Source organism: Haloarcula sp. Atlit-47R (genome assembly GCF_003665985.1).
GTDB classification, from domain to species: domain Archaea; phylum Halobacteriota; class Halobacteria; order Halobacteriales; family Haloarculaceae; genus Haloarcula; species Haloarcula taiwanensis.
In genome coordinates, this window is record NZ_QPLQ01000001.1 from 1,160,093 (window position 1) to 1,185,138 (window position 25,046).

Consider the following 25,046-nt stretch of genomic DNA (forward strand, 5'->3'; position numbering starts at 1 on the left):
GTTCAGTCTGTCAGTGTCTCGGCAAGGGGTGTGTGCGGCTCCTCGACGGGCGCGTCGTCGCCGCGGTCCATGCTCGGCGCGCGGCTCCGGTCCGGGTAGACCCGTTTGACACAGTCAGTACAATTGGTGACAAGTACCATACACCGTGGTCAGGAGAGCTTGCATATGTATGTTGCCGAAATATGGCTAGACGAAAATTAATGACATAATATACCATTAATACGTGTTCAGACCGGGACCGGCAGGCGGGTCGGTTACCCGATCTATCGCTACTTGCCAGCCAAACGCTTAACGCCGGCAGACACCCACAGCGAGATAATGGAGGTCGCACTGGTCACTGTCGGTGACGAACTGCTCGCTGGCGACACGGAGAACACGAACGCGTCGTGGCTAGGGCGCCAGCTCACGGCTGCCGGTGCGAGCGTCGCCCGCGTCCTGACTGTGCCCGACGACGAGGCGGTCGTCGCCGACACTGTGGCGCGATATCACGACGCCTTCGACGCGGTCATCGTCACCGGTGGCATCGGCGGGACGCCCGACGACATAACGAAGGCCGCCGTGGCGAGGGCGTTCGACCGCGACCTCGTTGTTCCCGACGACGTGCGGGCACACCTCGAAGCGAAGGCCGAGCGCTTCGCCGAGGACAACCCCGAGCTGGTGGACCGCTACGACATGGACTTGGACCTCGATGCGTGGGCGTCGGTCCCCGAAGGTGGGCAGGCACTGCTGACCGACGAGAGCTTCGCCGCCGGCTGTGTTATCGACCGCGTGTACGTGTTCCCGGGCATCCCCGAGGAACTGCGGGCGATGTACGAGACCGTCGCCGACGAGTTCGGCGGCGACCGGACGACGGAGACGCTACACACGCCCGCTCCCGAGGGGGCGCTGGTCAGCCGCGTCACCGAGGCCCGCGAGCGGTTCGGCGTCGCTGTCGGGAGCTACCCCCGCAAAGACGACGCGCCCGGCCGAGTGAAGGTGACCGGCGAGGACGCCGCCGCCGTCACCGAAGCCGCGGCGTGGCTCCGCGAGCGAATCGAGACGGTCGACGGCGAGTGACTCACATCCCGCCGCCCGCGCCGCCACAGCCCGCGGCCCCGCCGGCTCCCGCAGCAGCGCCGGTACATGCGGCGGCCGCGCCCGCGCTTGCGCCGGCGCAGTGAGCTGCGATTGCCGCCTGCCCGCCGCTGTACGCGCCCGTACCCATCGACTCGGCGTCGAAGGGCTTCCAGTCGACCGGCGGGATCTCGTCGTCGCCGTTGTCCCCCTCGGCGACGGCCTCCCGGAGTGACTCGATGTCGAAACCCGGTTCGGTCAGGTACCGCTCGACGAGCGGCGGATGGACCGCGATGCGGCAGTAGACGACCGCGTCCTCCTCTTCGTGGGCGTAGGCGAACTGGAGGTCGTAGTGACGGACGTGGCAGTCGGCGAACGGCTCCCGCACCGCCTCCAGCGCCCGGCCGGCGAACGACCAGACGGCGTCGCGGTCCGGTTCGCCGGCGTCCTCGAAGAGGAAGGTAACCACGGGGACGAGGATGTCGTCGCCGTCGTCGTGGACGTTGACTTTGTTTATTTCGGCGAGGTCCGGGTCCTCAGCGAGTTCCTCGGGCAGCGGGTCGAAGGCGGCGTCGATGGCGTCGTTGGCGGCCTCGCGCTCCTCGCGGTAGTCCGGCGTCAGGTCCGCGAAGCCGAGGCCGTCGAGGAAGTCGTGCATCTGTTCGGTCAGCGAGTCACTGTCCTCAGAAGGCATCGGTCAGGTGTGACGGCGGCGTCGGCATAAATCTCGTGTCTGGACGGGAACGTGTCACACGGTCCCGGGTCCCGTCGCCGAGGACGCAGTCGCCGCCGCAAGCGGTGGGTTCATGCCGCGGACGGCCGGAACAGTCGGTATGAACCTGACACAGCGCCCGCGCCGCCTGCGGACCGACGGCGTGCGCCCGCTGGTGCGCGAGACGGACCTCTCGGCGTCGGACCTCATCGCCCCGGTGTTCGTCGACGCGACGACGGACGAACGGGTCCCCATCGAGACGATGCCGGGCCACGAACGTGTCCCGGTCGACGAAGCGGCCGGCCGCGTTGAGGAGATTCTCGAAACCGGCGTCGAAGCGGTGATGCTGTTTGGCGTCCCCGAGTCGAAAGACGAGCGCGGGAGCCGCGCTTGGGCCGAAGACGGCGTCGTTCAGGAAGCCACGCGCCGCATCACGAGCGAAACCGACGCCTACGTCATCACGGACGTCTGTCTCTGTGAGTACACCGACCACGGCCACTGCGGCGTCCTCGAAGACGACGCCGCCGAGGACCCGCGGCTGACGGTGTGCAACGACGAGACGCTCGACCTGCTACAGCGGATTGCGACGAGCCACGCGGCCGCCGGGGCCGACATGGTCGCGCCATCGGGCATGATAGACGGGATGGTGGGCGCGATTCGGGAGGCGCTGGACGCCCAAGGCGACACCGACGTGCCCGTCATGAGCTACGCCGCGAAGTACGAGTCGGCCTTCTACGGGCCGTTCCGGGACGCCGCCGATGGCGCGCCGGCCTTCGGCGACCGCCGCCACTATCAGATGGACCCCGCGAACGCACGCGAAGCCCGCCGCGAGGTCGACCTCGACGTCAAGCAGGGCGCAGACGTGCTGATGGTCAAGCCCGCCCTGCCGTATCTGGACATCGTCAAGGAGATCCGGGAGTCTTACGACCACCCCGTCGCCGCCTACAACGTCTCCGGCGAGTACGCGATGCTCCACGCCGCCGCCGAGAAGGGCTGGCTCGACCTCGAATCAGTTGCTTACGAGTCGCTGCTGTCTATCAAACGCGCCGGTGCGGACCTGATTCTGACCTACTTCGCGGAGGACCTCGCAGACGAACTCTGAGCGGGACCGGTCGCGGCGTGTCCCCGTTCGAACCGCGCCCGTGAGCGTTCCACCGAAGGGCAGGTCCCTAACCTATTCATGTACCAGGGGCGGAGTGGCTATATGCAGCGACAGTCCCTCCTCGTGGCGGTTGTCGCCGCGATTGCGCTGCTGTCGTTCAGCGTCGGCGCTGCGAGCCTCGACGCCGCCACCGGATCCGACCAGGCGGAGATGACCCGGGACGACAGCCAGATTGACAACCCCGACGGACAGGGCCTCAGTGACCCGCCCGGTAGCATCGACCCGCCGGAAAGCGAGAACGGTGCCCGCGCGCTGCTGCCGAGTGTCCCCGCCCCGGCAGTCGGTGCGCTCGCCGTTGGCCTCGCAGTCGGGCTCGTGGTTCTCTGGCGACTGGCCGGCCAGAGCCGGACAATCGACGAGACGGGCGGCGAAACGCCAGCCGTCGGAACCGCGGAATCCGCGGAGACCCCCTCGCATAGCGCGGCTGCAATCGACGTGCCCCTGACCAACGACGTGTACCGCGCGTGGGCCGCCCTCGAAGATGCGGTGACCGTGGACGACGATGCATCGTCCCCGCAGGACATCGAGGCGGACGCGACGGCGGCCGGGGCCGACCCAGACGCCGTCGCCTCGCTCCGGTCAGTGTTCGAACGGGTTCGCTACGGCCGGGAGCGGCCGGACGCTGACCTGGAGTCCCAAGCCCGTGCGGCGCTGGAACGAGCCGCCGACAACGCGGACGATATCGCGGCGAGCCCCGACGAGATGCCTTCTGCGGACAAAGACGCCGACGGGTCCGCGGGGGAGGGCAAGGCGTGACACTGCGCCGGCTTCCGCTGGCGCTCGGCCTCGTCGCGACAGCCATCGGCCTCGGCCTCGCCGCGCTCGGCGCGCCGCTGTTGCCCTCGGGCGCTGTCTCGGACCTCCCGATCCTCGCGGTGGCCGTCTTCGCCGGAGGCGTCGCGCTCCTCGCACTCCTCGTTCGTTCCCTCGACAGCGAACGCGGCGTGGCGCTGCCCGACACCGACAGCCAGTACGTCACGGTCCCCGGTGACGATATCGACGAGGCGCTTGCTGGTGGAGCCGGACAGGAAGCCATCCGGCAGCGCGTCGAGGGAGTTGCTGTCACCGTCCTCCAGCGCGACGGGCTCTCTCCCGACGAGGCAGCGGACGCGCTCCGGTCCGGCGCGTGGACGGACAGGGAGCCGGCTCAGAAACTGTTCGACGGGACACCGATATCGCTCCGGGCGCGGCTGTCCGGGTGGCTCTCGGGTATCCGTCCGTTCCAGCGGCGCGTCGCCCACGCGACGGCCGAACTCCGGCGGCGCGACGAGGAGCGATGAGCGAGGTCCACCGCACCGGCCGCTGGTTCGGGCTGGCCGGGGCCGCGCTGGTCGCCGTCGGCGTCGGGCTGGTGGGGCAGGTCCCCGCGCTCGTGTTGCTGGGCGGGCTCGGCGTCACGCTGAGCGCGTACGACCGGGTCGCCGTCCCGCCCGCCGCGAACGTGTCGATACAGCGGTCCATCACACCGACAGAACCCGCACTCGGCGAGCGGGTCACCGTGGCGCTCACGGTCCGTAACGACGGGTCGCGGACGATTCCGGACCTCCGGCTCGCCGACGGCGTACCGGATTCTGTCCGCGTGGTCGAAGGGTCGGCGTCGCTGGGAACGGCGCTACGCCCCGGCGCGTCGACGACCATCACCTACGAGATTACCGGCGGGACCGACCGTTGCGTGTTCGATCCGGCGACGGTCGTCGTCAGGGACGTTGTCGGCGTCGTCGCCCGGCGAACGTCCGTTACGGCCGAGCCCGACACCGTCACCTGGGAACAGCCGGCCAGTTCGGCGCTGTTGCCGCTGGTCCCGGCGGTGGCCCGCCGACCCGGGACAGTGCCCGTCGACGAGGGCGGCGAGGGGGTCTCCTTCTACGCGGTCAGGGAGCACCGCTCGAACGACCCGCTCTCCCGCGTTGACTGGAACCAGTACGCTCGCACCGGCGACCTTCGGACCGTCGAGTTCCAGCGCGAACAGTCGGCGACGGTCGTGGTCGTCGTCGACGCCAGGTCGGCCGCCGCGCTGGCCCCGCGACCGGACGCCGAGACGGCTGTCGAGCGGTCGACGATGGCCGCCGTCGCCCTCGTCGAGGGGCTCCCGGAGGACGGCCACGAGGTCGGCGTCGCGGCGTACTCGCCACACGGCGCGTGGCTCGCACCGGGCACGAGCGCTGCCCATCAGCAGCAGGCCCGGACCCTGCTCAGGACCGACCGCGCGTTCGCCGCGACATCGGTCACCCGAACACCGGATACGACGAAGCTCATCGCACAGTTGCCGACGGCGGCGAACGTCGTCTTCCTCGGCCCACTGTGTGACGACGACAGCGAGGCCCTGGTCCGCCGACTCGCCGCCAGCGGTCACCCGGTGACGGTCCTGAGTCCCGACCCGACCGCGACGGATACGGCAGGCCACCGGTTAGCCCGACTCGAACGCCGCGAACGGCTCCGTCGGCTGCGAGCCGCCGGCATCGCCGTCCACGACTGGCCCGGAACGGAGCCGCTGGAGCAGGTCACTGAACGGGCCTTGCGAGGTGGCCGATGACGTACCGAACCGGGCTCGTCTGTGGCGGTGCGGCACTGGCGGCGGGTGTCGTGACGCTATTCGTCGCCGGCATCAGTGCGGTCTCGACCGCTGCTGCCCTCGTTGGCGTGGTGCTGCTCGCCGGCGGGCAGCTAATTCAGTCCGGGCGGCTAATCGACCTCGCCAGCGCGTCGCTGTTCCTTGCATTGTTAGTGGCCGCCCTGCAGGGAGCAACGACGACGACGGTGCTGGTCGCCGGCGGCGCGACGGTGCTGGCCTGGACGTTCGCACACGCGGCAACCGACCTCTATGCAGACCTCGGGACAGCGCCCGGGACGCCCGTCGAACTCACACATGTCGCGGGAACGACAGGGCTTGTCGGGGCGAGCGTCGTGGTGACGACGCTGCTCTTTCAGCTCGACGTGCCGCCGCTGTCGCCGCTGGCGCTGGCAAGCGTCGTGCTGGGCGCAATCGCACTTACCGCGGCGCTCAGGCGATGACCGGCCGAGCAGTGTGTACGGATAGCTGAGAGCGCGCGCAAGCAAAAACGGCCTATTTGGCCCCCTGTGGCCGGAACTGGGGTCGACAAACGTCCAAAATTCCAGTACACATATACGGACTTTCTTTACGGAGAACAACCTTATATCCATAATATCATACCATAATTTGGACGGTCGTCTACCATATCCCCTCTAATTTCCGCGTTCATAAAGGCAAACCTTATGTAGTGTTGTTACCAGAGCCATTCTCGTGAAAGAGTTGAAGAAGTTGAGCCAGAATGGGAGAAAGTTGGACATGCAGCCGGCAGTAGATAACAAAACGAAACAGGTGAACTAGAAATGAGCTACACCGCACTACAAGTTGACCCGAACGTACTCGCAGAAGGTGTCAACCTCCTGTGGGTCCTTACAGTATCGTTCCTGATCTTCTTCATGCACGCAGGCTTCGCCATGCTCGAGGCGGGCCAGGTGCGTTCGAAGAACGTCGCGAACCAGCTAACGAAGAACCTCCTGACCTGGTCGGTCGGAGTTGTCGTGTTCTTCCTCATTGGGTCCGGCATCTCGTCGCTCGTCGGGTCCGGATCCTTCGCGCCGGCGTTCGGTGCTGAGGCCGCAAACGACTACGTCGGGTGGCTGTTCGGTGCCGTCTTCGCGATGACGGCGGCAACCATCGTCTCCGGGGCGGTGGCTGGCCGAGCCAAGCTCCGTGCGTACATCACGTACACGTTCCTGCTGGCCGCAGTCATCTACCCCGTCGTGACCGGGCTCACGTGGGCCGGGTCCCACATCAGCCTCGGCGGTGTCGTGTTCAAGGACTTCGCCGGTGGGATGATTGTCCACGGTATGGGCGGTATCGCCGGTCTCACGGCCGCCTACGTGCTGGGTCCGCGCATGGGCCGGTACAACGAGGACGGCTCTGCGAACGTTATTCCGGGTCACTCGATGACCTTCGCCGTGCTGGGGACGCTTATCCTTGCTTTCGGCTGGTACGGGTTCAACGTCGGGACCGCAGCGAGTGTTTTTGTCGTTGAAGACGGCGCACTCGCGCTCGGTGCCTTCGCAACGGTCGGTCGCGTTGCGATGACGACGACCGTGGCGATGGCGATGGGCGCAATCGGTGCCGCACTGGTCGCGTGGCTGAAGACCGGCAAAGTCGACACGCTGTACGTCGCAAACGGGCTGCTCGCCGGGCTGGTCGGTATCACGGCCATCCCCGACACCACGACCTGGTGGGGCGCACTCATCGTCGGCGTCCTCGCTGGCGGTCAGCTTCCGATTGTGTTCAGCTTCATAGAAAACCGCATGAAGATTGACGACGTGTGCGCTGTGTTCCCGGTCCACGGCAGTGCCGGTGTGCTGGGCACGATCATGTACCCACTTGTCGCAACCTCCGGCACCGTTGGCTCTATCGGCAGCGCCCTCGCCGTGCAGGTGGTTGGTGTCGCCGTTATCGCCGGCTGGACGATTGTGACCACCGGCCTCATCTGGTACGGCCTCAAGGCAGCCGGCCAGGCTCGAGTTACGCCCGAACACGAGCAGGAAGGGCTGGACGTCAGCGAACACGGCGTCGAGACCTACCCCGAGTTCGGTGGCGGCGAAAGCGTTGTCGCCGATGGTGGTAAAGTGAATCCGAGTGTGCGTACTGACGGAGGTTCCAAAGATGACTGACGAAACCGACGACTCCGAAATCAAGATGGTAGTCGCAATGGTTCGACCGGACAAACTCGGCGACGTGAAGAAAGCACTCGCCGAGGTCGGCGCGCCCTCGCTGACAGTGACGAACGTCTCCGGCCGCGGCTCACAGCCCGCGAAGAAGGGGCAGTGGCGCGGTGAGGAGTACGTGGTCGACCTGCACCAGAAGGTCAAAGTCGAGACGGTGGTCGCAGACATCCCCGCAGGGGATGTCGTCGACGCTATCGCCGACGGTGCCCACACTGGCGAGAAAGGTGACGGCAAGATATTCGTCCTCCCCGTGGACAACGCCTATCAGGTCCGAACCGGCAAAGAAGGCCCAGAGGCAGTCTGAGCGGACGAGATGGTCGATGATACCGACAGACAGGTAGTAAACGCACTGCTCCAGGACGGCCGTGCGAGCGCCCGTGATGTCGCCGCTGCGACCGGCATCGCGGCGACCACGGTATCCCGCCGGATGGACGACCTGGAGTCGACCGGTGTGATCGACGAATACACCGTCGACATCGATTACGGGGCGCTGGGCTACGACGTGACTGCCGTGTTCCAGCTCTCCGTCGAGGGCGACGGGCTCGAACGGGTGGTAGATCAGTTACGTGATCGACGCGAGATGGTGGCGGTTTACGAAGTGACCGGCGACCACGACATCGTGGCCGTCGGGAAGTTCACCGACACGCAGTCGATGAACGAGCGAATAAAGACGCTGCTCACCGACGAGGACATCCGCTCCGCCTCGACATCAGTCGTACTGAACACGGTGTGTGAACACGAGCAGTTCCCGGTCGACGGAACTGACGTCTGAGGCGCCGGCGGTCCTGTTTTCGCTGCTAGTTCAGTACGGGACGGCACGCTACGAGGTGCAACGGGAATGTGTCCGTAGTGGCTGCATTTCTTGCCCGGTACCCTGTGGGACCGGCAGCAGATGGCTGTCAGCCCCTATCCGCTGGTGAGCGTGGCTCCCAGCGGTGGCGTTAAGCCGCTCGCGCCGCTCCAGAAGATATGGGCTTGAAAGTCGACGTGCGGAAGCTGGACCTTTTCAATCAGATGGCAAAGGAGGGGTCCGGGACAGTCGCGGATAACCTCGGCCAGTTGACCGGCCTCGACGCGACAGTTCGGACCTCACAGATCAATTTTCTCGACATCGAGGACGTCAAAACACACATCGGCGACGACAAGGGCGTCGGCATCTACGTCGAACTGAACGAACCGCCCTACGGATACGTCCTGTTCCTGCTCGACCCGGCCGACAGCAAGCGGATGGCCAGCGCGATGATGGGTGGAATGGGTGAGCCAAGCGAGGGGGAGGGGTTCTCCGACATGGAACGGTCAGCGATGCAGGAGATCGGCAACATCATGACCTCCGCGTTCATCGACGGGTGGGCCAACGTGCTGGAGACGACCATCGACATGGGGACGCCGAACTTCGTGTTCGGACCGGCTGACGGCATCATCGACAAAATGGGCGGCTGGCCGGACTCCGACCTGGTGTTCGTCGTCGACTCGCGTATCACCGTCGACGACGGTGACCTCGGGATGACTGTGTACACGTTCCCGGAACTGGAGGACCTCGTCGCGCTGATTCAGGATATCGACCTCGACACCGACGTGGCGGTCGACACCGAAGCCAGCGACATTCTCGACTGAGAGCGACACGCTATCTCTGCTTCCCCATTTCGTATCGTCTCCAGTGTTGCTGTAACCGCTATAGCGATGCGTGACCATCTGTTACTTCCTGAGACCAGTCAGCCTGTGCCAATTGGTTACCCTTTTCTACTGAAATAAGTATTATATATATTTATCATCAAAACAGCTGGTATGCGATTGGAAAGTGGGGGCGCAGCGGTTGATAGGCGGTCGCTACTACAGCTTGCCGGTGGGGTCGGTACCGCGGGCCTCGCCGGGTTGGCGGGATGCCAGGGCGGGGGTTCGAGAGCCGAAAGCACACCAGAACACCCACCGCTCGGGAACTATCCGGTCGACGGCGACACGGTGACGTTCGGCTTCAACGTCCCGCAGTCCGGGACCTACGCCGCCGAAGGACGCGACGAGCTCCGGGGGTACGAACTCGCTGTCGCCCATCTCAACGAGGGCGGCGGCTGGGTCGGGCAACGCTCCTTTGACGTACTCAGCGGCGACGGCGTGCTCGGAAAGACCGTCGAGTACGTCACTGCAGACACGGAGACGAAACCGGATGTCGCGACGGCTAACGCCGAGGAGATGATCAAGCAGGACGATGTTATCATGTTCTCCGGCGGCTCGTCCAGTTCCGTCGCCATCGCTCAGCAGAAGGTCGCACAGGCCCGGAAAGTCCCGTATATGTGCTGTCTGACGCACTCGAACGACACGACGGGGAGCGCCTGTGTCCGCTACAGCTTCCGAGAGATGTTCAACGCGTACATGACCGCACAGGCGCTGATTCCGGCGCTCAAGGAACGGTTCGGCCGAGACGCCGAGTACGTCCAGATCTACGCGGACTACAACTGGGGGCAAACGATGGAGTCGTCGATTCGCGATTTCTTCACGTCGAGTGGCTGGGTCGAACTCACGAGCATCCCGACACGTCTCGGGACGACAGACTACGAGGAACCACTCAAACGGGCCCGGGACGCGGGCGCGGAGGTCGTTTTCCTCGACCACTACGGACTCGACGCCGCGAACTCGCTGACAACAGCTCAGGAAATACTCCCTGACGAGGTGGGGATTGTGGTGCCGCTGTACAACCGTATCGTGGCACAGAACGCCTCGGCGGCGCTCGATGGTGTCGTCGGGACGGTCGCGTGGGACACCAGCGTCTCGTCTGACCTCTCCAATGCGTTCAAAAACGCCTTCACCGCGGAGTACGGGAACGGACAGCGGCCCTCGGGCGTGGCCCATCTGGCCTACGCACAGACGCTCCAGTTCGCCGCGGCCGTCGAGCGGGCCGGCACGTTCTATCCGCCAGCGGTTATCCGAGAACTGGAAGGCCACGAATACTCGGTCGGGCTGGGCAGCCAGACGATGCGGCGCTGTGACCATCAGGCCCAGCGTGGCGTCCCGGTGGTCGAGGGGCTGCCCGAGTCTGAGCAGTCCCTCGGTCGGTTCTATGATCTGCTCAGCGTCACGAAAGCGGTCGGATACGACTGTGACGGCGGCCCGGCCGCCGAGTGCGAACTCGGCGACTACGGGGACTAGAGCCGGAGCGTGACGTTACTGTACACCGGAAAATACGGCAAGCGGAGAAGCGAGCGGGAACTGGACGCAAGCAGTCCCCAACTGTCAGAGGCAGACGGACGCGCCCTGCAACGGGCAGGTCACGTCAGCACATCCGGCTGTTCGGAGCCGGAGGCTGCGTCACTCCAGTAGCTCCGGTGCCGCGTCGTATCCAACCCCGCAACCGCGGATTCTGGCTGATCGTCGTCGGCGTTGTCGGTCGGACAGTCTGTCTCAGCCATGGTCAGTCGTCCGCCGAAATCGGCTGGCCCTCGGCGTCGGTCGGGGCGGGGCTGTCGCCGTCGTCGAAGGGGTACCACGACTGCTTGCCGTCGGCCAGGCAGGGGTCTTCGTACCCCTCGACCTCGTGGGGTTCGGCCAGTTCAACGATTGTCTCGTGGCCGGTGGCGTCGACCCACTCGCGGAAGGTCTGGCCCTCTGAGCGCAACGCGGCGTAGGCCTCGACGATGTTCTTTATCATGCCCGGCGCTTCGTCGGCGGGGACGCGCTGGCGAACCCACTCGATGAACGCCGGCTCCGAACCGATGCCGCCGCCGACGCCAACGTCGACGGCTTCAACCATCTGGCCGTCCTTGCGGGCGCGCATCCCCTGTAAGCCGATGTCCGCAGTCATCGCCTGCCCGCAGTCGGCCGTACAGCCCGAGAAGTGCATCTTGATGCGGTCCACGTCGTCGGGCACGTCGACGTTGTCGCCGAGCCAGCGGAGCAGGCGCGCCATCCGCGCCTTCGTCTCGGTGAGCGCGAGTGAGCAGAACTCCGTGCCGGTACAGGCCATCGCGCCCTGAACAAAGGGGTTCGGCTCGGGGGTGTGCTTGTCCAGCAGCGGCTCGTTGAGCAGGTTCGAGAGCTTGTCGTCGGGCACGTCCATGACGAGCGGGTTCTGGCGGCGGGTCAGCCGCACCTCGCCGGAGCCGTATGCGTCTGCGAGGTCCGCCAGTTCGATGGCGTCCTCGGCGGAGAGCCGGCCCACAGGAACTGAGAGCCCGACATAGTTCTTGCCGTCGTTCTGGTCGTAGACGCCGACGTGGTCGTGGGCACCGTACTCGGTGGGTTTGCCGGCGTTGTACGTGTACTCCCCACGGAAGTCGGTTCCGGCGGTCTCGAACTCGAAGTCTAGCTGTTCGTCGAGCGCCTCGCGGATGGCGTCGGTGCCGTGCTCGTCGACGAAGAAGCGCGCGCGGTTCTTCGAGCGGTTCTGACGGTTGCCTTCCTCGTGGTAGTACTCGACGAACGCCCGGACGGTCTCGACGGCGTGTTCGGGCCGGATGAACAGGTCGAGCGGGCGGGCCTCGCGGGGCTCGCGGCCGCCAAGGCCGCCGCCGACGCGGACATTGAACCCTTCGACCTCCTCGCCGTCGATGAATTTGTGGGCCGGCTCCAGCCCGATGTCGTTAATGCTGTCCTGGGCACACCCCTGTTTGCACCCCGTCACCGAGATGTTGAACTTCCGGGGCATGTTGGCCAGGTCGTTGTCGTCGCGGATGGTCTCCTGAATCTCGTCGAGAATCGGGCGGGACTCGACGAACTCCTCGGCCTTGCCGGCGACCGGACAGCCGGAGATGTTCCGCATCGTGTCCCCGCCGGCCGAGCGCGAGGAGACGCCGACGGCTTCGAGCTTCTCCCAGATCTCCGGGATGTCCTCGAGCTTGAGCCAGTGTAGTTGGATGGACTGTCGCGTCGTGAAGTCGATCCAGCCGTTCCCGAACTCGGGGTTCTCGGCCGGTCCCTTCGCGTAGTCCCGGGCGACCTCGCCGATAGCCCGGAGCTGGTCGGGCTCCAAGACGCCGCCGCAGTTGGTCAGACGCATCATGAAATACGATTCCTGCCCGCCGCGGTGGTGGAACACCCCCCAGAACTTGAACCGCGAGAACCACTTCTCCCGTTCGTCCTCTGGGATGGAGTCCCATCCCTTCTCGGCGAACTCCTCCAGCTTCTCCCGTACCTCGTCGCCGTACAGCTCCGCTTTGTACTCCTCTTTTTTATGCGCCATCTTCTCGCCCCGCCGTTCTTGCTGTATGTGGTTTTTTATCGCCCATATATATCTGAATGTCCGCTAATCTACGTCTAATTACTCAGCTTGATTGCTTATAACCCTAATCGTTAAAGAAATAAAGAGTAAAGTGGGCTTCGAAAACAGCCGTCCAGAATTATACCGTCTAGGAGGTGTTTAAAGAGGTTATACACCACACCGCTGGAACGGGAAAACCGAGGGACTGCAGGCGGTTGTCCGGTCCGGTACCGGAGTTGTCCTTCGGAGACGCTCGCGGAAAATAGTTCATCCGAGTCAGCTGGACCCGTAGAACTGGGGTGTCGGTCGCGCGTGCCGAACCGACGGACTGCGGGACGCAACGCAGTAGGCGTGGCACTAGTTAACATGAAAAATGAAAGAATGCAGCAGGGACAGCAGGCGAGGCGTCAGTCGTCGCCGGAGGCGACAGTAGTGCCTTCTTGCGTGCTCCGGACAAACCCGGCCGTGTTAGCGATTTTCGCGATCTCCGGCCGGAACACCCACGCCGACAGCGCGACGATGGGGAGCATGGTGAGAGCAGTCACAGAGTACCCGATGTGGAGGTTCGATAGCCACGGCGCGGAGTAAAACAGCGGGTAGACAATGCCGCCGACGGTGCCGACGCCGCCGACGACGCCCGCAACTGAGCCAGAGTCGTTGGGGAACATCGCCGGTACCTGCGCGAAGATGGCGCCTTCAGCCCAAGCACAGCCCGTGCCCACGAGGAAGCCGACGACGACGGCGTTCATCAGGACCCCGGAGAGGCCGGCCAGCGTCATTGCGAACATCATCACCACGATGAAACAGAGCCCGAGGAACGTCCACTGCTCGCGGTACTGTCCCTCGAAGAAGGGCAGGATGTTCTTCTCCTTGCGGGCCAGCAGGTCGCTGCCGTAGCCGCCGAAGGGCCGGAGCAGGCCCGCGGCAATCGAGAACGTCGCCGCGAAGGTACTGGCGATGACGAGGTTGTCCTGGTTGAATGCCTCGCGGTAGTAGGTGGCGAGCCACCCGTTCATCGACAGTTCGAGGCCGAAGGACATGATGTACGCGGCGGCGAGGACGACGGTGCCGTAGCGCGTGGCCGTGTGGAGCCAGCCTTTGAAGTTGGTGTTTTCCTTGGTCGCCTGACGCTTCGCCTCGCTTTTCGCAGCCTCGCCCAGCGTGTAGTAGGCGATTGCGAGGAGGATGGAGACAATGCCGGTGTAGAAGAACGCGGCCCGCCAGTTGGTCGAGAACAGCGGCCCGCTCCAGTCGGTCCCGAACACGCGAGGGAGGATGAGCGCCCCGCCGGCGGCACCGGCGTTCCCGACGCCGGCGTAGATGCCCTCCGCCAGGCCGAGGTTCTCCTCTTCGAACCACTCGGCGACGTGCTGGATGCCGATGACGAACGTGATGCCGGCCGTCGCCACGATGAGCCGGAGCACGAAGAACACGGAGTAGTCCTGTGCGAAGGCGCTCCCTATCGAGAACACGCCGACGTAGGCCAACACGATGGCGAAGATGGCTGGCGCGCCGAACTTATCGGAGAGCCACCCGGTGAGCATCCGTCCGAACGGTGCCATCCAGATAGCCGAACTGGCGAGGATACCGATTTCCGCGGTCGTGAGCCCGAACTCTTCGGCCATCGGACCGGTAAACGGCGCAAAAGAGAACCAGATGAGAAATGAGAAGTTGAATCCGATGGTCGCCAGCAACAGCGTCCGGTACTTCGTCATCTTGATCAGTCCCATACTGACACCCCGATTACGGACTGCGCGCTATTTGGAGTTATTGCCGATTTTTTGTCCACCAATCCGAGTTTATTTTGGATGTGTGCCCACATCAGTACATGAAGTTCGAAAGTCCCACCATTTAATAACAGTAACCCTTTACAGAACGGCTATTCTCATCCCTCAGAATGGATAGACCGCAAATATATCATCGGATATCCCCTGTTTAAGGACATTGAACGCCCAGCACACAGGGGAATAATTGGACATATTTTGATTAATTCGAACATCGCTGGAAAAGCGCGTGTCGTCGAGATATCGGAAGTGCGCCTGCTATCGGTTCAATCGGCCGTGGCCGGGGGCAGTTCAGCTTCAGGGGCAGCGAGGCGGGCGGCACACTGTTTGAAATTCGGTTCGTCAGACTGGGGGTCCCGGTCCGAGAGCGTCAGCCGGTTCGTCGCCGGGTGGTGGATCGGGAGCCACACCATGCCGCGGGGGACGCCCTCGTCCCGGTCGATGGCGACTGTCGCGGACCCGCGGCGCGTTTCGACGGTCAGTGTCCCGTCGTCGACGAGACTGCTGTGTTCCTCGACTGTCTCCGGGTGGATGCGGGCCACCAGCGACCCGGCCTCACCCCCGCGGGACCGGACGCCGGTGTTGTACCCGTCGGCCTCGCGGGCGGTGGTCAGGGTCAGCGGGTAGTCCTCGTCGGTCGGTTCCGGGAGCGACCCCTGGCGGCCCGTCGAGAACTGCGCCAGCCCGGAGGGGGTCGGGAACGACCACAACTCGCTGTCGTCCGCGTCGCGGTCGTAGTAGCGGTAGCCGCCCGAACTCTCCCCGTCGGGCGCGGGCCAGCGGACGGCGTGGTTCTCGTCGAGACGCTCGTAGGTGATGCCCGAGCAGTCGGCGACCGTCCCCTCGGTGAGGGCGGTGAACTCGTTGAAGACGGCCGACGGGTCCGGCGACGTGCTCTCGAACAGGCCGGGGAACAGCCGCGAGCCGATGGTGGCGATGATGTCGATATCCTGCCGGACGCCGCTTGGCACGTCGGTCGCCGGCCGGACGCGGGAGATGGTCCGCTCCATGTTCGTCGTCGTCCCGTCGCTTTCCCCCCAGGTCGCGGCGGGCAGGACCACGTCGGCGACCTCGGTCGTCTCCGTGTGGAAGGCGTCCTGCACCACGAGGAAGGCGTCTTCGAGCGTCTCGCGGACGCTCTCGGCCTCGGGCATCCCGGCGACGGGGTTGGTGGCGACGGCCCAGACGGCCTCTGGCTCGCCTTCGAGCATCCCGACGGGACCGGGGCCGGTGTCGTCGGGCAGGCGGTCGACGGGCACGTCCCAGTGGTCGGCGACGAGGCGGCGGTGGTCAGGGTCCTCGAAAGCGCGCTGACCGGGCCAGGTCCCTTTCGACGAGCAGATGCGGGTCCCCATCGAGTTGGCCTGGCCGGTCAGCGAGAACGGCCCGCCGCCGGGACGGAGGTTCCCCGTCGCCAGCGTCAGGTCGATGAGCGCCCGGGCGGTCTCGGTCCCCTGGACGTGCTGGTTGATGCCCATGCCCCAGTAGACGAGCGTCCGCTGGTCCATCACGTCGGCCAGCAGGTCCACGTCTGCCATGTCGACGCCGGCCTCGGCGGCCGCATCCGTGGCGTCGGGCAGGGCCGCGAGCAGGTCCTCGAAGCCCTCCGTCGCCGCGTCGACGAACGCGCGGTCGACCCGCCCCGTCTCGACGATGCGGGCGAGCACAGCCCTGGCCAGCGCGAGGTCCTTGCCGGGGGCGGGCGCGACGTGGTGTTCGGAGTTCTCGGCGGTCTCCGAACGGACGGGGTCGACGACGATGATTTCGACGCCGTCCTCGCCGGCGGCCTGTTGAATCCAGCGGAACATCACGGGGTGGGCGACCGCCGGGTTCGCCCCCCAGATGACGTGGCGGTCGGCGTCGCTGATGTCGGCGTACGTACAGGGTGGCGCGTCGCTGCCGAAGGCCTGGTAGTAGGCGGTGACGGCGCTTGCCATGCACAGGGTCGTGTTGGCGTCGTAGTTGCGCGTCCCGAAGCCGCCGCGGGCGACCTTCCCCAGCGCGTAGGCGGCCTCGTTGGTCTGTTGGCCGCTGCCCAGTACGGCGACTGAGTCAGGGTCCTGCTGGGAGGCGGCCTGAAGTCCCTCAACCGCGCGAGACAGCGCCACGTCCCACTGAGTCTGGCGGAGTTCCCCACCGCTGCGGACCATCGGCCGTGTGAGCCACTCACCGTCAGGGGCCTTGCTCTCCCGGAGACCGCGCGCACAGGCGAGTCCCTGACTGACCGGGTGGGCGGCGTCGCCGCGGGCGGCGTCAATGCCGTAGCCCTCGTCAGCGCCCTGGTGCATGTGTCCACAGCCAACCGCACACCGCATACACGTCGTTGGCACCCAGTCGCTCACAGCCACCCACGCGCCATCCAGACGCCTGTTTGTCCATTTTTCCATAATATTGCAGTTGTTTCGGATGTCATTGTCGTATTTGAATAGACGAACACACACTGTATAACAGTGACTCTTTACGAAATACTTATTTCACCAGTGAGTATGTGACATCCGTCCGCTAGATCGATAGCACCGCCAGGTAACAACAGTTTCTTTCTGACAGCGGCCAAACGCCGAGGTATGAACCACGAGCAGTCACGAGCGCTGTACGACCGCGCCCTGTCGGTGCTGTCGGGCGGCGTCAACTCCTCCGTGCGAGCGACGCGGCCCTATCCGTTCTTCGTCGAGAAAGGGGACGGCGGACACGTCGTCGACGCCGACGGCAACCGCTACATCGACTTCGTCATGGGCTATGGCCCGCTCCTGCTGGGCCACAGCCTGCCCGACCAGGTGCAGTCGGCCATCCAGCAACACGCCGCCGAGGGGCCGATGTACGGCGCGCCCACCGAGGTCGAGGTCGAACTGGCCGAGTTCGTCACCCGGCACGTCCCCAGCGTCGAGATGCTGCGGTTCGTCAACAGCGGGACCGAGGCGACGGTCTCGGCGGTCCGACTGGCTCGTGGCTACACCGGACGCGACAAAATCGTCGTGATGCAGAGCGGCTACCACGGCGCACAGGAGTCGACGCTGGTCGAGGGCGAGGGCGACCACACCGCCCCCTCCAGCCCCGGTATCCCCGAGAGTTTCGCCGAGCACACGCTGACCGTGCCGTTCAACGACGAGGCGGCCGTCCGCGAGGTGTTCGAGGAACACGGCGACGACATCGCCGCGGTGCTGACCGAACCCATCCTCGGGAACTACGGTATCGTCCACCCGGTCGAGGGCTACCACGAGACCCTCCGGGACCTGTGTGACGCCCACGGCTCGCTGCTGATCTTCGACGAGGTCATCACCGGCTTCCGCGTCGGCGGCCTCCAGTGCGCCCAGGGCGCGTTCGATATCGACCCCGACATCACCACCTTCGGGAAAATCGTCGGCGGCGGCTTCCCCGTAGGAGCCATCGGCGGCAAGAGCGAAATCATCGAGCAGTTCACGCCCGCCGGCGACGTGTTCCAGTCGGGCACGTTCTCCGGCCACCCCGTGACGATGGCCGCCGGGCTGGAGACGCTTCGGTATGCGGCTGAACACGATGTATACGACCACGTCAACGCGCTGGGCGAGCGCCTCCGGGCGGGCCTGCAGGACATCCTCGAAGACCAGGCCCCCGAGTACACCGTCGTGGGCCGGGACTCGATGTTCAAGGTCATCTTCACCCGGGACGGGCCGGACACCTTCGAGGGGCACTGCGAGGCCGGCTGCCGACAGCGGGAGTCCTGCCCTCGCTTCGACTACTGCCCGAAGACCGGGGGCGAGGTGACACAGGCCGAGACCGAGCGCTGGGAGCGGCTGTTCTGGCCCGCAATGAAAGACCGGGGCGTGTTCCTCACGGCGAACCAGTTCGAGTCACAGTTCATCTGTGATGCCCACACAGGTGAAGACATAGAGAATGCGCTCGAAGCATACAAAGAGGCGATATGAAGTGAGCGACGACGACATCGCACTCTCGGAAAAGCGGATGTACGGGGAGAAGCGTCCGGAGACCCACGCGTACGTCGCGTCGGGACTGGGCGTCACCCGCGTCGAGACCGCCGGCGGCCAGATAGGCCGGTTCAGCCTGAGCGAGCGCTGTACCGCTCGCGACGTGGCCGGCGCGAGCGGCGAGGTCGCGGTCGCCACCGACGACGGCGTGCTCGTGTCGACCGACGACGGCTTCGTCCCGACCGGGTTCGGGCCGGCCACTGCCGTCGGCTACGACGAGACCGGCCTGCTCGCGGCCGGTGAGGGCCGCGTCGCCCGCTACGCCGACGGCGAGTGGACTGACCTCGGGGCCGTCGACGGCGTCCGCGCCATCGACGGCGACCTGCTGGCCGCGGCCGACGGCGTCTACGCCCTGCCGTCGCTTGACCGGCTGGGGCTGGCCGACGCGACCGACGTGGCCGGCGACTACGTCGCGACCGAGAGCGGGCTCTACCGCCGAGACGGCGGCGCGTGGACCGAGGTCCGGTCTGGGAGCCACCGGGCCGTCGCCGCCGACGGCGAGCGCGTCCACGCCGCCGCGGCGGACGGGCTGTACGAACTGACCGAAGTGGGCTGGGAGCCGTGTGCCCTCCCCGTCGACGAGCGCGTGGTCGACGCGGTTCACGGCGATGACACCTACGCCATCACCGAGAACGGGACCTTCCTCGTGGCGACCGTAGCCGAGGCGACGGCCGACGGTCAGGGCGGCTGGCGACAGCGCTCGCTGGGCGTCCCCGACGTCGTCGGCGTCGCCGTGGTCTGACCCCGACAGCACGAATCGGCCGCGTGCCTGTCTCACGCGCCACACCCGCTTACAGAACCGAAACAGGGTTTAGCCCGGGCAGCCACCCACCGCACATGATTATCCCCGGAGCTGACACGCAGGCGTTCGCGGCGACTCTCGCCGAGGCGACCGGCGAGCGGCTGGGACGGGTCGAGTACGAGCGGTTCCCCGACGGCGAGCACGTTGTCCGCGTGCCCGAGGCGGTCTCGGGCGAGCGGGCCGTTGTCGTCGCCTCGACCGTCGACAGCGACGCCCACGTACAGGTGCTCCAGTTGCAGGACGCGGCCCGCGAGAGCGGGGCCAGCGAGGTCGTCACCGTCCTCCCCTACATGGGCTACGCCCGGCAAGACGAGGCGTTCAAGCCCGGCGAGCCGGTTTCCTCGCGGGCGATGGCGAGCGCAATCTCGACCGGAACCGACCGCGTGGTGACGGTGAATCCCCACGAGCCGGCCATCTGTGACTTCTTCGATGTGCCGGCAGCCCACGTCGACGCCGCGAGCGTCCTCGCCGACCCGCTGCCGGACGCCCTCGACGACCCGCTCTTTCTCTCGCCCGACGAGGGCGCGATCGGCCTCGCCAGAACGGTCCGGGACGCCTACGGCAAGGGCGAGACCGACTTCTTCGAGAAGGACCGCGACTACGACACCGGCGACATCGAAATCCGACCGAGCGACGCGCCAGTCGAGGGCCGGGACGTGGTGCTTGTCGACGACATCATCGCCACCGGGTCGACGATGAGCGAGTCCGTCGGGGTCCTCGACGAGCGGAACGCCCGGCGGGTGTTCGTCACCTGCGTCCACCCGATGCTGGCGAGCAACGCCCTGACGAAACTCAACAGCGCCGGCGTCGAGGCCGTCTACGGGACGGACACGCTCGAACGCGCCGTCAGTGAGGTCAGCGCCGCCCCGGTCGTCGCAGACCAGTTGTAGTCACACTCTGTTTTAGGGGTGCATTACCCCGATGCTTCAGCAGCCAGTATGGCTCGCGACTGCTCTTACTCGCCGCGCGCCTGCGTCAAGCCTGCTCACTGTTCGCGTGCTGTTCTAATCAGACGCTTCGGCAGCCGCGACCGGAGCAATCGCGATCTCCATCTCTACGCCCTCAACCGGCCAGGTCTTTCGGTGGCCATCTTCGACGCCGTCTAACTCATCGGCACGAACCTCGTTTTTGATGAAGTCTTCATGTCTCCAAACCAGTTCGGAGACCCTCTCATCGTCTATGCTGAGGTCCACGACGATGCGCGCCTCGATGTCCAGTTCGAGGTCCTTTCGCATCTCCTGAACCCGGCGGATGACCTCGCGTGCGTAGCCTTCGCTCTCGATGTCCTCGGTGAGCGCGGTGTCGACGTAGACCACGCCGCCGCCGTCGAGGGCGGCGAACTCCGTGCCGGTGACGCCGTCGGGCGTCTCGCGGCGGAACTCGACCATCGCCTCGGTGAGGTCGATGTCCTCGTCGAGCGTTTCCGAGACTGTGCCTTCGAGGGTATCGAGGGACTGCTCGGTGACGCGGGCCTCGTTGAGCGCGTTCATCACGCGGCCGGCGTCGTCGCCGAAGGCCGGGCCGAGTTCGCTCATGTCGGCCTCTGCGGAGTACTGGAGTTCGCCCCACTCGTCGTCAGCGCCGACGACTTCGACGGCGCGGGCGTTGAGTCGGTCGGCGATGATGGCCTCCTGCGCGCGAACGGCGTCGGCCACGTCGTCGCTGTCGGCGTCGACGACGACGCGCGTGACGGGCCAGCGGAGTTTGCGCTCGGCCTGCTGGCGGGCGTTCGACCCCGCCTCCTCGACCTCGCGGACGACCTCGATTTCGCGTTCGAGGGCGGGGTCGCGCAGGTCCTCGTCGGCCTCGGGCCAGTCGCACATGTGGACCGTCGGGTGGCCCGATTCCCCGGTGAGCGCCTCGTATATCTCCTCGGCGACGAAGGGGGTAAACGGCGCGAACAGGGCCGCGACCTCCTCCAGCACGCGATAGAGCGTGGCGTAGGCGGCCTGCTTGGAGTCGCTGTCTTCCTCCTCCCACATCCGCTCGCGGACGACCTGGATGTAAAAGCGGGAGACGTCTTCGACGACGAACTCAAGCAGTTCGTCGACCGCCTTGTCGTTCTCGAAGTCGTCCATCGACTCGGTCATCGCCGCCTCGACGCTCTGCAGGCGGGAGAGGATCCACTCGTCGACGAGTTCGAGGTCGTCGCGGACAGCCTCGACAGTGGTTTCCTCGGGGTCGAAGTCGTCGGCCCGCATGTACGGCAGCGGGAAGCGCGCGACGTTCCAGAGGATGTTGAGCCGTCGCTGCATCTCGGCGGTCTCCTCCCACGAGAAGTTCATGTCCTCGCCCTGGGCGGTCACCGACAGCAGGAACAGCCGCATTGGGTCGCGGCCGTGCTTGTCGATGACCTCGTGGGGGTCGACCAGGATGCCCTTCGACTTGGACATCCCGCGGCCGTCGGGCATGTTGGCGTAGCCGTGCATCAACACCTGCTTGTACGGGATTTCGCCCGTCGCGGCGGTACTCATACCCAGCTGGGACCAGAACCACCCGCGGGTCTGGTCGTGGGCCTCCATGATGAGGTCGGCGGGCCACAGTTCCTCGAAGTCCTCGGTCCGCTCGGGGTAGTCGACGGTCCCCCACGTCGCCACGGAGGAGTCGAGCCACACGTCGAACACGTCGCCGACGCGGGTGTAGGTCGTGCCGTCCTCGGTGATGGTGAGGTCGTCGACGGTGCCCTTGTGGAGGTCCACGCTCTCGGGGTCGATGTCCTGGTCGACGCGCTCGGCCAGTTCCTCGCGGTCGCCGACGACGATGGCGTCGTCCATGTCGCCGCTCCAGTCCTCAGGTAGCCAGATGGGGATGGGGATGCCCCAGTAGCGCTGCCGGGAGACGTTCCAGTCCGGCGCGTCCTCGACGAAGTCCCGGAAGCGGTTGTCCCGCGCCCACTGCGGGTACCACTCGCTGTCCTCGATGTTTTCGAGCAGTTCCTCTTTGATGTCGGTCACCGTGATGAACCACTGGTCGGTGACGATGCGGACGATGTCGGTGTCACAGCGCCAGCACTGCCCCTCGCGGACGGTGTGGCCCTCCTCGCTGGAGAGCAGGACGCCGTTGTCGTCGAGGTCGTCGATGACATCGTCGTTGGCGTCGCGGACGAAGGTCCCGGCGTACTTGCCCGCGTCCTCGGTGTAGACGCCGTCGGAGCCGACCGGACAGAAGATTTCCAGACCGAGTTCCTGCCCGCGCTCGAAGTCCTCCTCACCATGGCCGGGCGCGGAGTGGACCAGTCCCGTGCGGTCGGCCTCGACGTAGTCGGCGGTGTACACCTGCCCGGAGCCCTCGCCCTGGGCGTGGTTCGGCACTTCCTCGGCCAGCGGGTGGTCGTACTCCCAGCCGATCATCTCCTCGCCGGTGAGGTCCTCGACGACCTCGTAGTCGTCGTAGCGGCCGGCCTTCAGCACGTCCTCGACGCAGGCCTCGGCGACGTAGAGGCGCTCCGTCTCGCCGTCTTTCTCGGCGTCGACGCCCACGTAGTCGAGGTCGCCGTCGACGGCGACGAAGGTGTTGGCGACGATGGTCCACGGGGTCGTCGTCCAGATGACCAGACTGCCCTCGCGGTCCGCGAGGTCGAACTTCACGTAGATGGAGGGCTTGCCCACGTCGTGGTACTCGACCTCGTTGTTGGCGATGCCGGTCTCACAGCGGGGGCACTGATTGATGGAGCGCTGGCCCTGCTCGACGAGGCCGCGCTCGTGGGCCTGCTGGAAGCCCCACCACGCGGCCTCCATGTACTCGGGATTGACTGTTTTGTACGGGTCGTCCCAGTCCATCCAGACGCCGAAGTCCTGGAAGTCGGACTGGAGGCCCTCCAGTTGCTCCTCGGCGAACTCCTTGCACTCCGCGATGAAGTTCTCCTCGCCGAAGGCTTCGATGTCCTTCTTGTTCTCGAAGTCCAGGCGCTCCTCGACCTTGGTCTCGATGGGGAGGCCGTGCATGTCGTAGCCCGGCCGGTCGGTGACGTCGTAGCCCTGCATCCGCAGGTAGCGGATGTAACAGTCCTTCAGGGTCTTGTTCCACGTCGTCCCCATGTGGGCCGCGCCGGAAGTGTAGGGCGGCCCGTCGACGAAGAAGTAGTCCTCGCCGTCGGCCCGGTGGGCCTTCGTCTGCTCGTAGGCGTCGACGTCGTCCCAGTAGGAGAAGACCCCCTCCTCGACGTCCTCGGGGTCGTACTGGTCGTCGACAGCGGCGAAACGTTCCATACCCGTTCCATCCGCCGCCGGCAATAAAGGACAATCGATTGTGTGTGTGCCGTTCAGACCGCGGGGCCGCCGGCCTCGCGGCGCCGGTCAGCGCTCGCGCTGGAGGAGCAACCCGGCGGTCTGGCCGCTGTTTTCCGTTATCGGCGCGACGACTTCCCAGCCGTCGGCACCGAGGTCGTTCAGTTCGTCGACGGGAACGCTGCTGCCGCCGAACATGCCGGTGTCGACGTCGAGCGTCTTGTACTCGTAGGAGGGCATACACGCGCTGTGGCGGCGACCAGCGGCAAACGTCTTGTGGTGGCGCGACCGCCACCGCTTTGCCGCCGACGGCCGTGCCCTCGCGTGTGCCCACGTTCCCCGACGACGAGGCCAGACACGCCCTCGCCGCGGACTGCCAGCGCTGTCCCGAACTCGCCGCGAGCCGGACCTGCATCTCGTGGGGCAACGGCCCCCTGGACGCCGCTCTCGTGGTCGTCGGCGAAGCCCCGGCCGAGGGCGACCCGGAGGCCGAACGCTGGCGCGGCGGCAACCTGACGGGGCTGGCCTACACCTCGCGCCGTTCCGGCCGGAAAATCCGGCAGATACTCGCCGACGCCGGCTACGGCCGCGACGCCTGCTACTTCACGAACGCGGTGAAGTGCCACCCGGCGGAGAACCGCGACCCCACCGACGCGGAGCTGGCGAACTGCCGGCCGTACCTCGTCGAGGAGGTCGAGGCAGTGGAGCCGGCGGCGGTCGTGACGACCGGGAGACACGCCACGGAGACGGTGCTGTCCCTCGACGACACGTCCCTCGATGGGTTCCTCGATAGCGTGCTCGACCCCCGGCGGAGCGAGGCGCTTGGCGTCCCCGTCGTCCCGCTGCTCCACCCCTCGTATCAGGAGGTGTGGCTCTCGCGACTGGGCTACGACCGCACGGAGTACGTCGACGCCATCGCCGAGACGGTGGCCGGCGTCGCCGACACCTAGAACCTTCATGTGACCGCCGGACGCAGGGACGACCATGAGCGAGGACTGCATCTTCTGTCAGATTGTCGCCGGCGACATCCCCGGACGCACCGTCTACGAGGACGACACCGTGCTGGCGTTTCTGGACGCAAACCCCCTCTCGCCGGGTCACACGCTCGTCATCCCGAAGGCCCACCACGAGCGGCTGAACGACACGCCCGCCGACGTAGCGGGTGCGGTCATGTCGACCCTGCACGAACTCGTCCCCGCCGTCGAGGCGGCCGTCGACGCCCCCGCCAGTACGGTGGCGTTCAACAACGGCGAGGAAGCCGGTCAGGAGGTCCCCCACGTCCACGGCCACATCGTCCCGCGGTTCGAGGATGATGGCGGCCGCCCCATCCACGCGCTGGTCACCGACCGGCCCGACCTCTCCGAGGACGAACTGGACGCCATCGAGAGCGACATCGTCGCCCAGCGAGACTAAAATTCCGTAT

General features: G+C 66.1%; 24 protein-coding genes. 16 read left to right on the top strand and 8 right to left on the bottom strand.

Translation table 11 applies throughout. The features are described 5' to 3' along the window. Positions 1-2 precede the first annotated feature (2 nt). On the bottom strand, positions 3-140 hold the full coding sequence (locus DVK00_RS21610; RefSeq protein ID WP_198560199.1) for a hypothetical protein: 138 nt from the start codon (positions 138-140) through the stop codon (positions 3-5). A gap of 178 nt (positions 141-318) precedes the next feature. Here DVK00_RS21610 and DVK00_RS06095 point away from each other — a divergent pair, with 178 nt between their 5' ends. Next, positions 319-1,056, top strand: coding sequence for a molybdopterin-binding protein (locus DVK00_RS06095; RefSeq protein WP_121577431.1), 738 nt, complete (start codon positions 319-321; stop codon positions 1,054-1,056). A gap of 1 nt (position 1,057) precedes the next feature. Here the strand turns inward: DVK00_RS06095 and DVK00_RS06100 are convergent, their stop codons facing one another. Then, positions 1,058-1,747, bottom strand: coding sequence for a hypothetical protein (locus tag DVK00_RS06100; protein WP_101351314.1), 690 nt, complete (start codon positions 1,745-1,747; stop codon positions 1,058-1,060). Between the two features lie 139 nt (positions 1,748-1,886). Between DVK00_RS06100 and hemB the strand changes: the two genes are divergently transcribed. The 10 genes from hemB to DVK00_RS06150 all read left to right on the top strand — a co-directional run bounded on the left by hemB (position 1,887) and on the right by DVK00_RS06150 (position 10,802). Beyond that, positions 1,887-2,867 carry a porphobilinogen synthase gene (gene hemB, locus DVK00_RS06105; protein ID WP_101351315.1) on the top strand — a complete coding sequence of 327 codons (981 nt, stop codon included), beginning with the start codon at positions 1,887-1,889 and terminating at the stop codon, positions 2,865-2,867. Positions 2,868-2,969: 102 nt separating this feature from the next. Beyond that, positions 2,970-3,683 (top strand): DUF4129 domain-containing protein, encoded by a 714-nt coding sequence (locus DVK00_RS06110; RefSeq protein WP_101351316.1) that lies wholly within the window; start codon positions 2,970-2,972, stop codon positions 3,681-3,683. Continuing rightward, complete coding sequence (locus DVK00_RS06115; protein WP_101351317.1) at positions 3,680-4,207, top strand: hypothetical protein; 528 nt, start codon at positions 3,680-3,682, stop codon at positions 4,205-4,207. The genes DVK00_RS06110 and DVK00_RS06115 overlap by 4 nt, the downstream gene beginning before the upstream one ends. Next, on the top strand, positions 4,204-5,460 hold the full coding sequence (locus DVK00_RS06120; protein ID WP_121577432.1) for a DUF58 domain-containing protein: 1,257 nt from the start codon (positions 4,204-4,206) through the stop codon (positions 5,458-5,460). Before DVK00_RS06115 ends, DVK00_RS06120 begins: the two co-directional genes overlap by 4 nt. Further along, positions 5,457-5,939 (top strand): hypothetical protein, encoded by a 483-nt coding sequence (locus tag DVK00_RS06125; protein ID WP_101351319.1) that lies wholly within the window; start codon positions 5,457-5,459, stop codon positions 5,937-5,939. Before DVK00_RS06120 ends, DVK00_RS06125 begins: the two co-directional genes overlap by 4 nt. 339 nt (positions 5,940-6,278) lie before the next feature. Continuing rightward, complete coding sequence (locus DVK00_RS06130; protein WP_101351320.1) at positions 6,279-7,607, top strand: ammonium transporter; 1,329 nt, start codon at positions 6,279-6,281, stop codon at positions 7,605-7,607. Then, entirely contained in the window at positions 7,600-7,965 is a 366-nt protein-coding gene (locus DVK00_RS06135; RefSeq protein WP_121511918.1) for a P-II family nitrogen regulator, read from the top strand. Before DVK00_RS06130 ends, DVK00_RS06135 begins: the two co-directional genes overlap by 8 nt. Positions 7,966-7,974: 9 nt before the next feature. After that, positions 7,975-8,433, top strand: a complete 459-nt coding sequence (lrp, locus tag DVK00_RS06140; protein WP_121577433.1) for an HTH-type transcriptional regulator Lrp — start codon at positions 7,975-7,977, stop codon at positions 8,431-8,433. Between the two features lie 197 nt (positions 8,434-8,630). After that, positions 8,631-9,275 (top strand): chemotaxis protein CheC, encoded by a 645-nt coding sequence (locus DVK00_RS06145; protein ID WP_101351322.1) that lies wholly within the window; start codon positions 8,631-8,633, stop codon positions 9,273-9,275. Between the two features lie 171 nt (positions 9,276-9,446). Further along, positions 9,447-10,802: a substrate-binding protein gene (locus DVK00_RS06150; RefSeq protein ID WP_101351323.1), complete on the top strand. Its 1,356-nt coding sequence runs from the start codon at positions 9,447-9,449 to the stop codon at positions 10,800-10,802. Positions 10,803-10,921: 119 nt separating this feature from the next. Here DVK00_RS06150 and DVK00_RS21310 read toward each other — a convergent pair whose 3' ends face one another. The 4 genes from DVK00_RS21310 to nasA all read right to left on the bottom strand — a co-directional run bounded on the left by DVK00_RS21310 (position 10,922) and on the right by nasA (position 17,020). Then, positions 10,922-11,062 (bottom strand): hypothetical protein, encoded by a 141-nt coding sequence (locus DVK00_RS21310; RefSeq protein ID WP_157829443.1) that lies wholly within the window; start codon positions 11,060-11,062, stop codon positions 10,922-10,924. 2 nt (positions 11,063-11,064) lie between these two features. After that, entirely contained in the window at positions 11,065-12,831 is a 1,767-nt protein-coding gene (locus DVK00_RS06155; RefSeq protein ID WP_121577434.1) for a nitrite/sulfite reductase, read from the bottom strand. Positions 12,832-13,256: 425 nt separating this feature from the next. Beyond that, positions 13,257-14,579, bottom strand: coding sequence for an MFS transporter (locus tag DVK00_RS06160; RefSeq protein WP_101351325.1), 1,323 nt, complete (start codon positions 14,577-14,579; stop codon positions 13,257-13,259). A gap of 320 nt (positions 14,580-14,899) precedes the next feature. After that, on the bottom strand, positions 14,900-17,020 hold the full coding sequence (gene nasA / locus DVK00_RS06165) for an assimilatory nitrate reductase NasA (RefSeq protein ID WP_121577435.1): 2,121 nt from the start codon (positions 17,018-17,020) through the stop codon (positions 14,900-14,902). Between the two features lie 177 nt (positions 17,021-17,197). Here nasA and DVK00_RS06170 point away from each other — a divergent pair, with 177 nt between their 5' ends. The 3 genes from DVK00_RS06170 to DVK00_RS06180 all read left to right on the top strand — a co-directional run bounded on the left by DVK00_RS06170 (position 17,198) and on the right by DVK00_RS06180 (position 20,287). Continuing rightward, entirely contained in the window at positions 17,198-18,535 is a 1,338-nt protein-coding gene (locus DVK00_RS06170) for a glutamate-1-semialdehyde 2,1-aminomutase (protein WP_121511923.1), read from the top strand. Position 18,536: 1 nt separating this feature from the next. Then, positions 18,537-19,337 (top strand): hypothetical protein, encoded by an 801-nt coding sequence (locus tag DVK00_RS06175; protein ID WP_121577436.1) that lies wholly within the window; start codon positions 18,537-18,539, stop codon positions 19,335-19,337. Positions 19,338-19,432: 95 nt separating this feature from the next. Next, positions 19,433-20,287 (top strand): ribose-phosphate diphosphokinase, encoded by an 855-nt coding sequence (locus DVK00_RS06180; RefSeq protein WP_101351329.1) that lies wholly within the window; start codon positions 19,433-19,435, stop codon positions 20,285-20,287. 114 nt (positions 20,288-20,401) lie between these two features. Here DVK00_RS06180 and ileS read toward each other — a convergent pair whose 3' ends face one another. Together ileS and DVK00_RS06190 are read right to left on the bottom strand one after the other, a co-directional pair. Continuing rightward, on the bottom strand, positions 20,402-23,605 hold the full coding sequence (gene ileS, locus DVK00_RS06185; RefSeq protein WP_121577437.1) for an isoleucine--tRNA ligase: 3,204 nt from the start codon (positions 23,603-23,605) through the stop codon (positions 20,402-20,404). Between the two features lie 87 nt (positions 23,606-23,692). Next, positions 23,693-23,863 carry a DUF4177 domain-containing protein gene (locus DVK00_RS06190; RefSeq protein WP_004590398.1) on the bottom strand — a complete coding sequence of 57 codons (171 nt, stop codon included), beginning with the start codon at positions 23,861-23,863 and terminating at the stop codon, positions 23,693-23,695. A gap of 86 nt (positions 23,864-23,949) precedes the next feature. On the opposite strand from DVK00_RS06190, the gene DVK00_RS06195 reads away from it, so the two are divergent. Both DVK00_RS06195 and DVK00_RS06200 read left to right on the top strand, forming a co-directional pair. After that, entirely contained in the window at positions 23,950-24,573 is a 624-nt protein-coding gene (locus DVK00_RS06195; RefSeq protein WP_121577438.1) for a uracil-DNA glycosylase family protein, read from the top strand. 34 nt (positions 24,574-24,607) lie between these two features. After that, complete coding sequence (locus DVK00_RS06200; RefSeq protein WP_101351332.1) at positions 24,608-25,036, top strand: HIT family protein; 429 nt, start codon at positions 24,608-24,610, stop codon at positions 25,034-25,036. Positions 25,037-25,046: the final 10 nt, after the last annotated feature.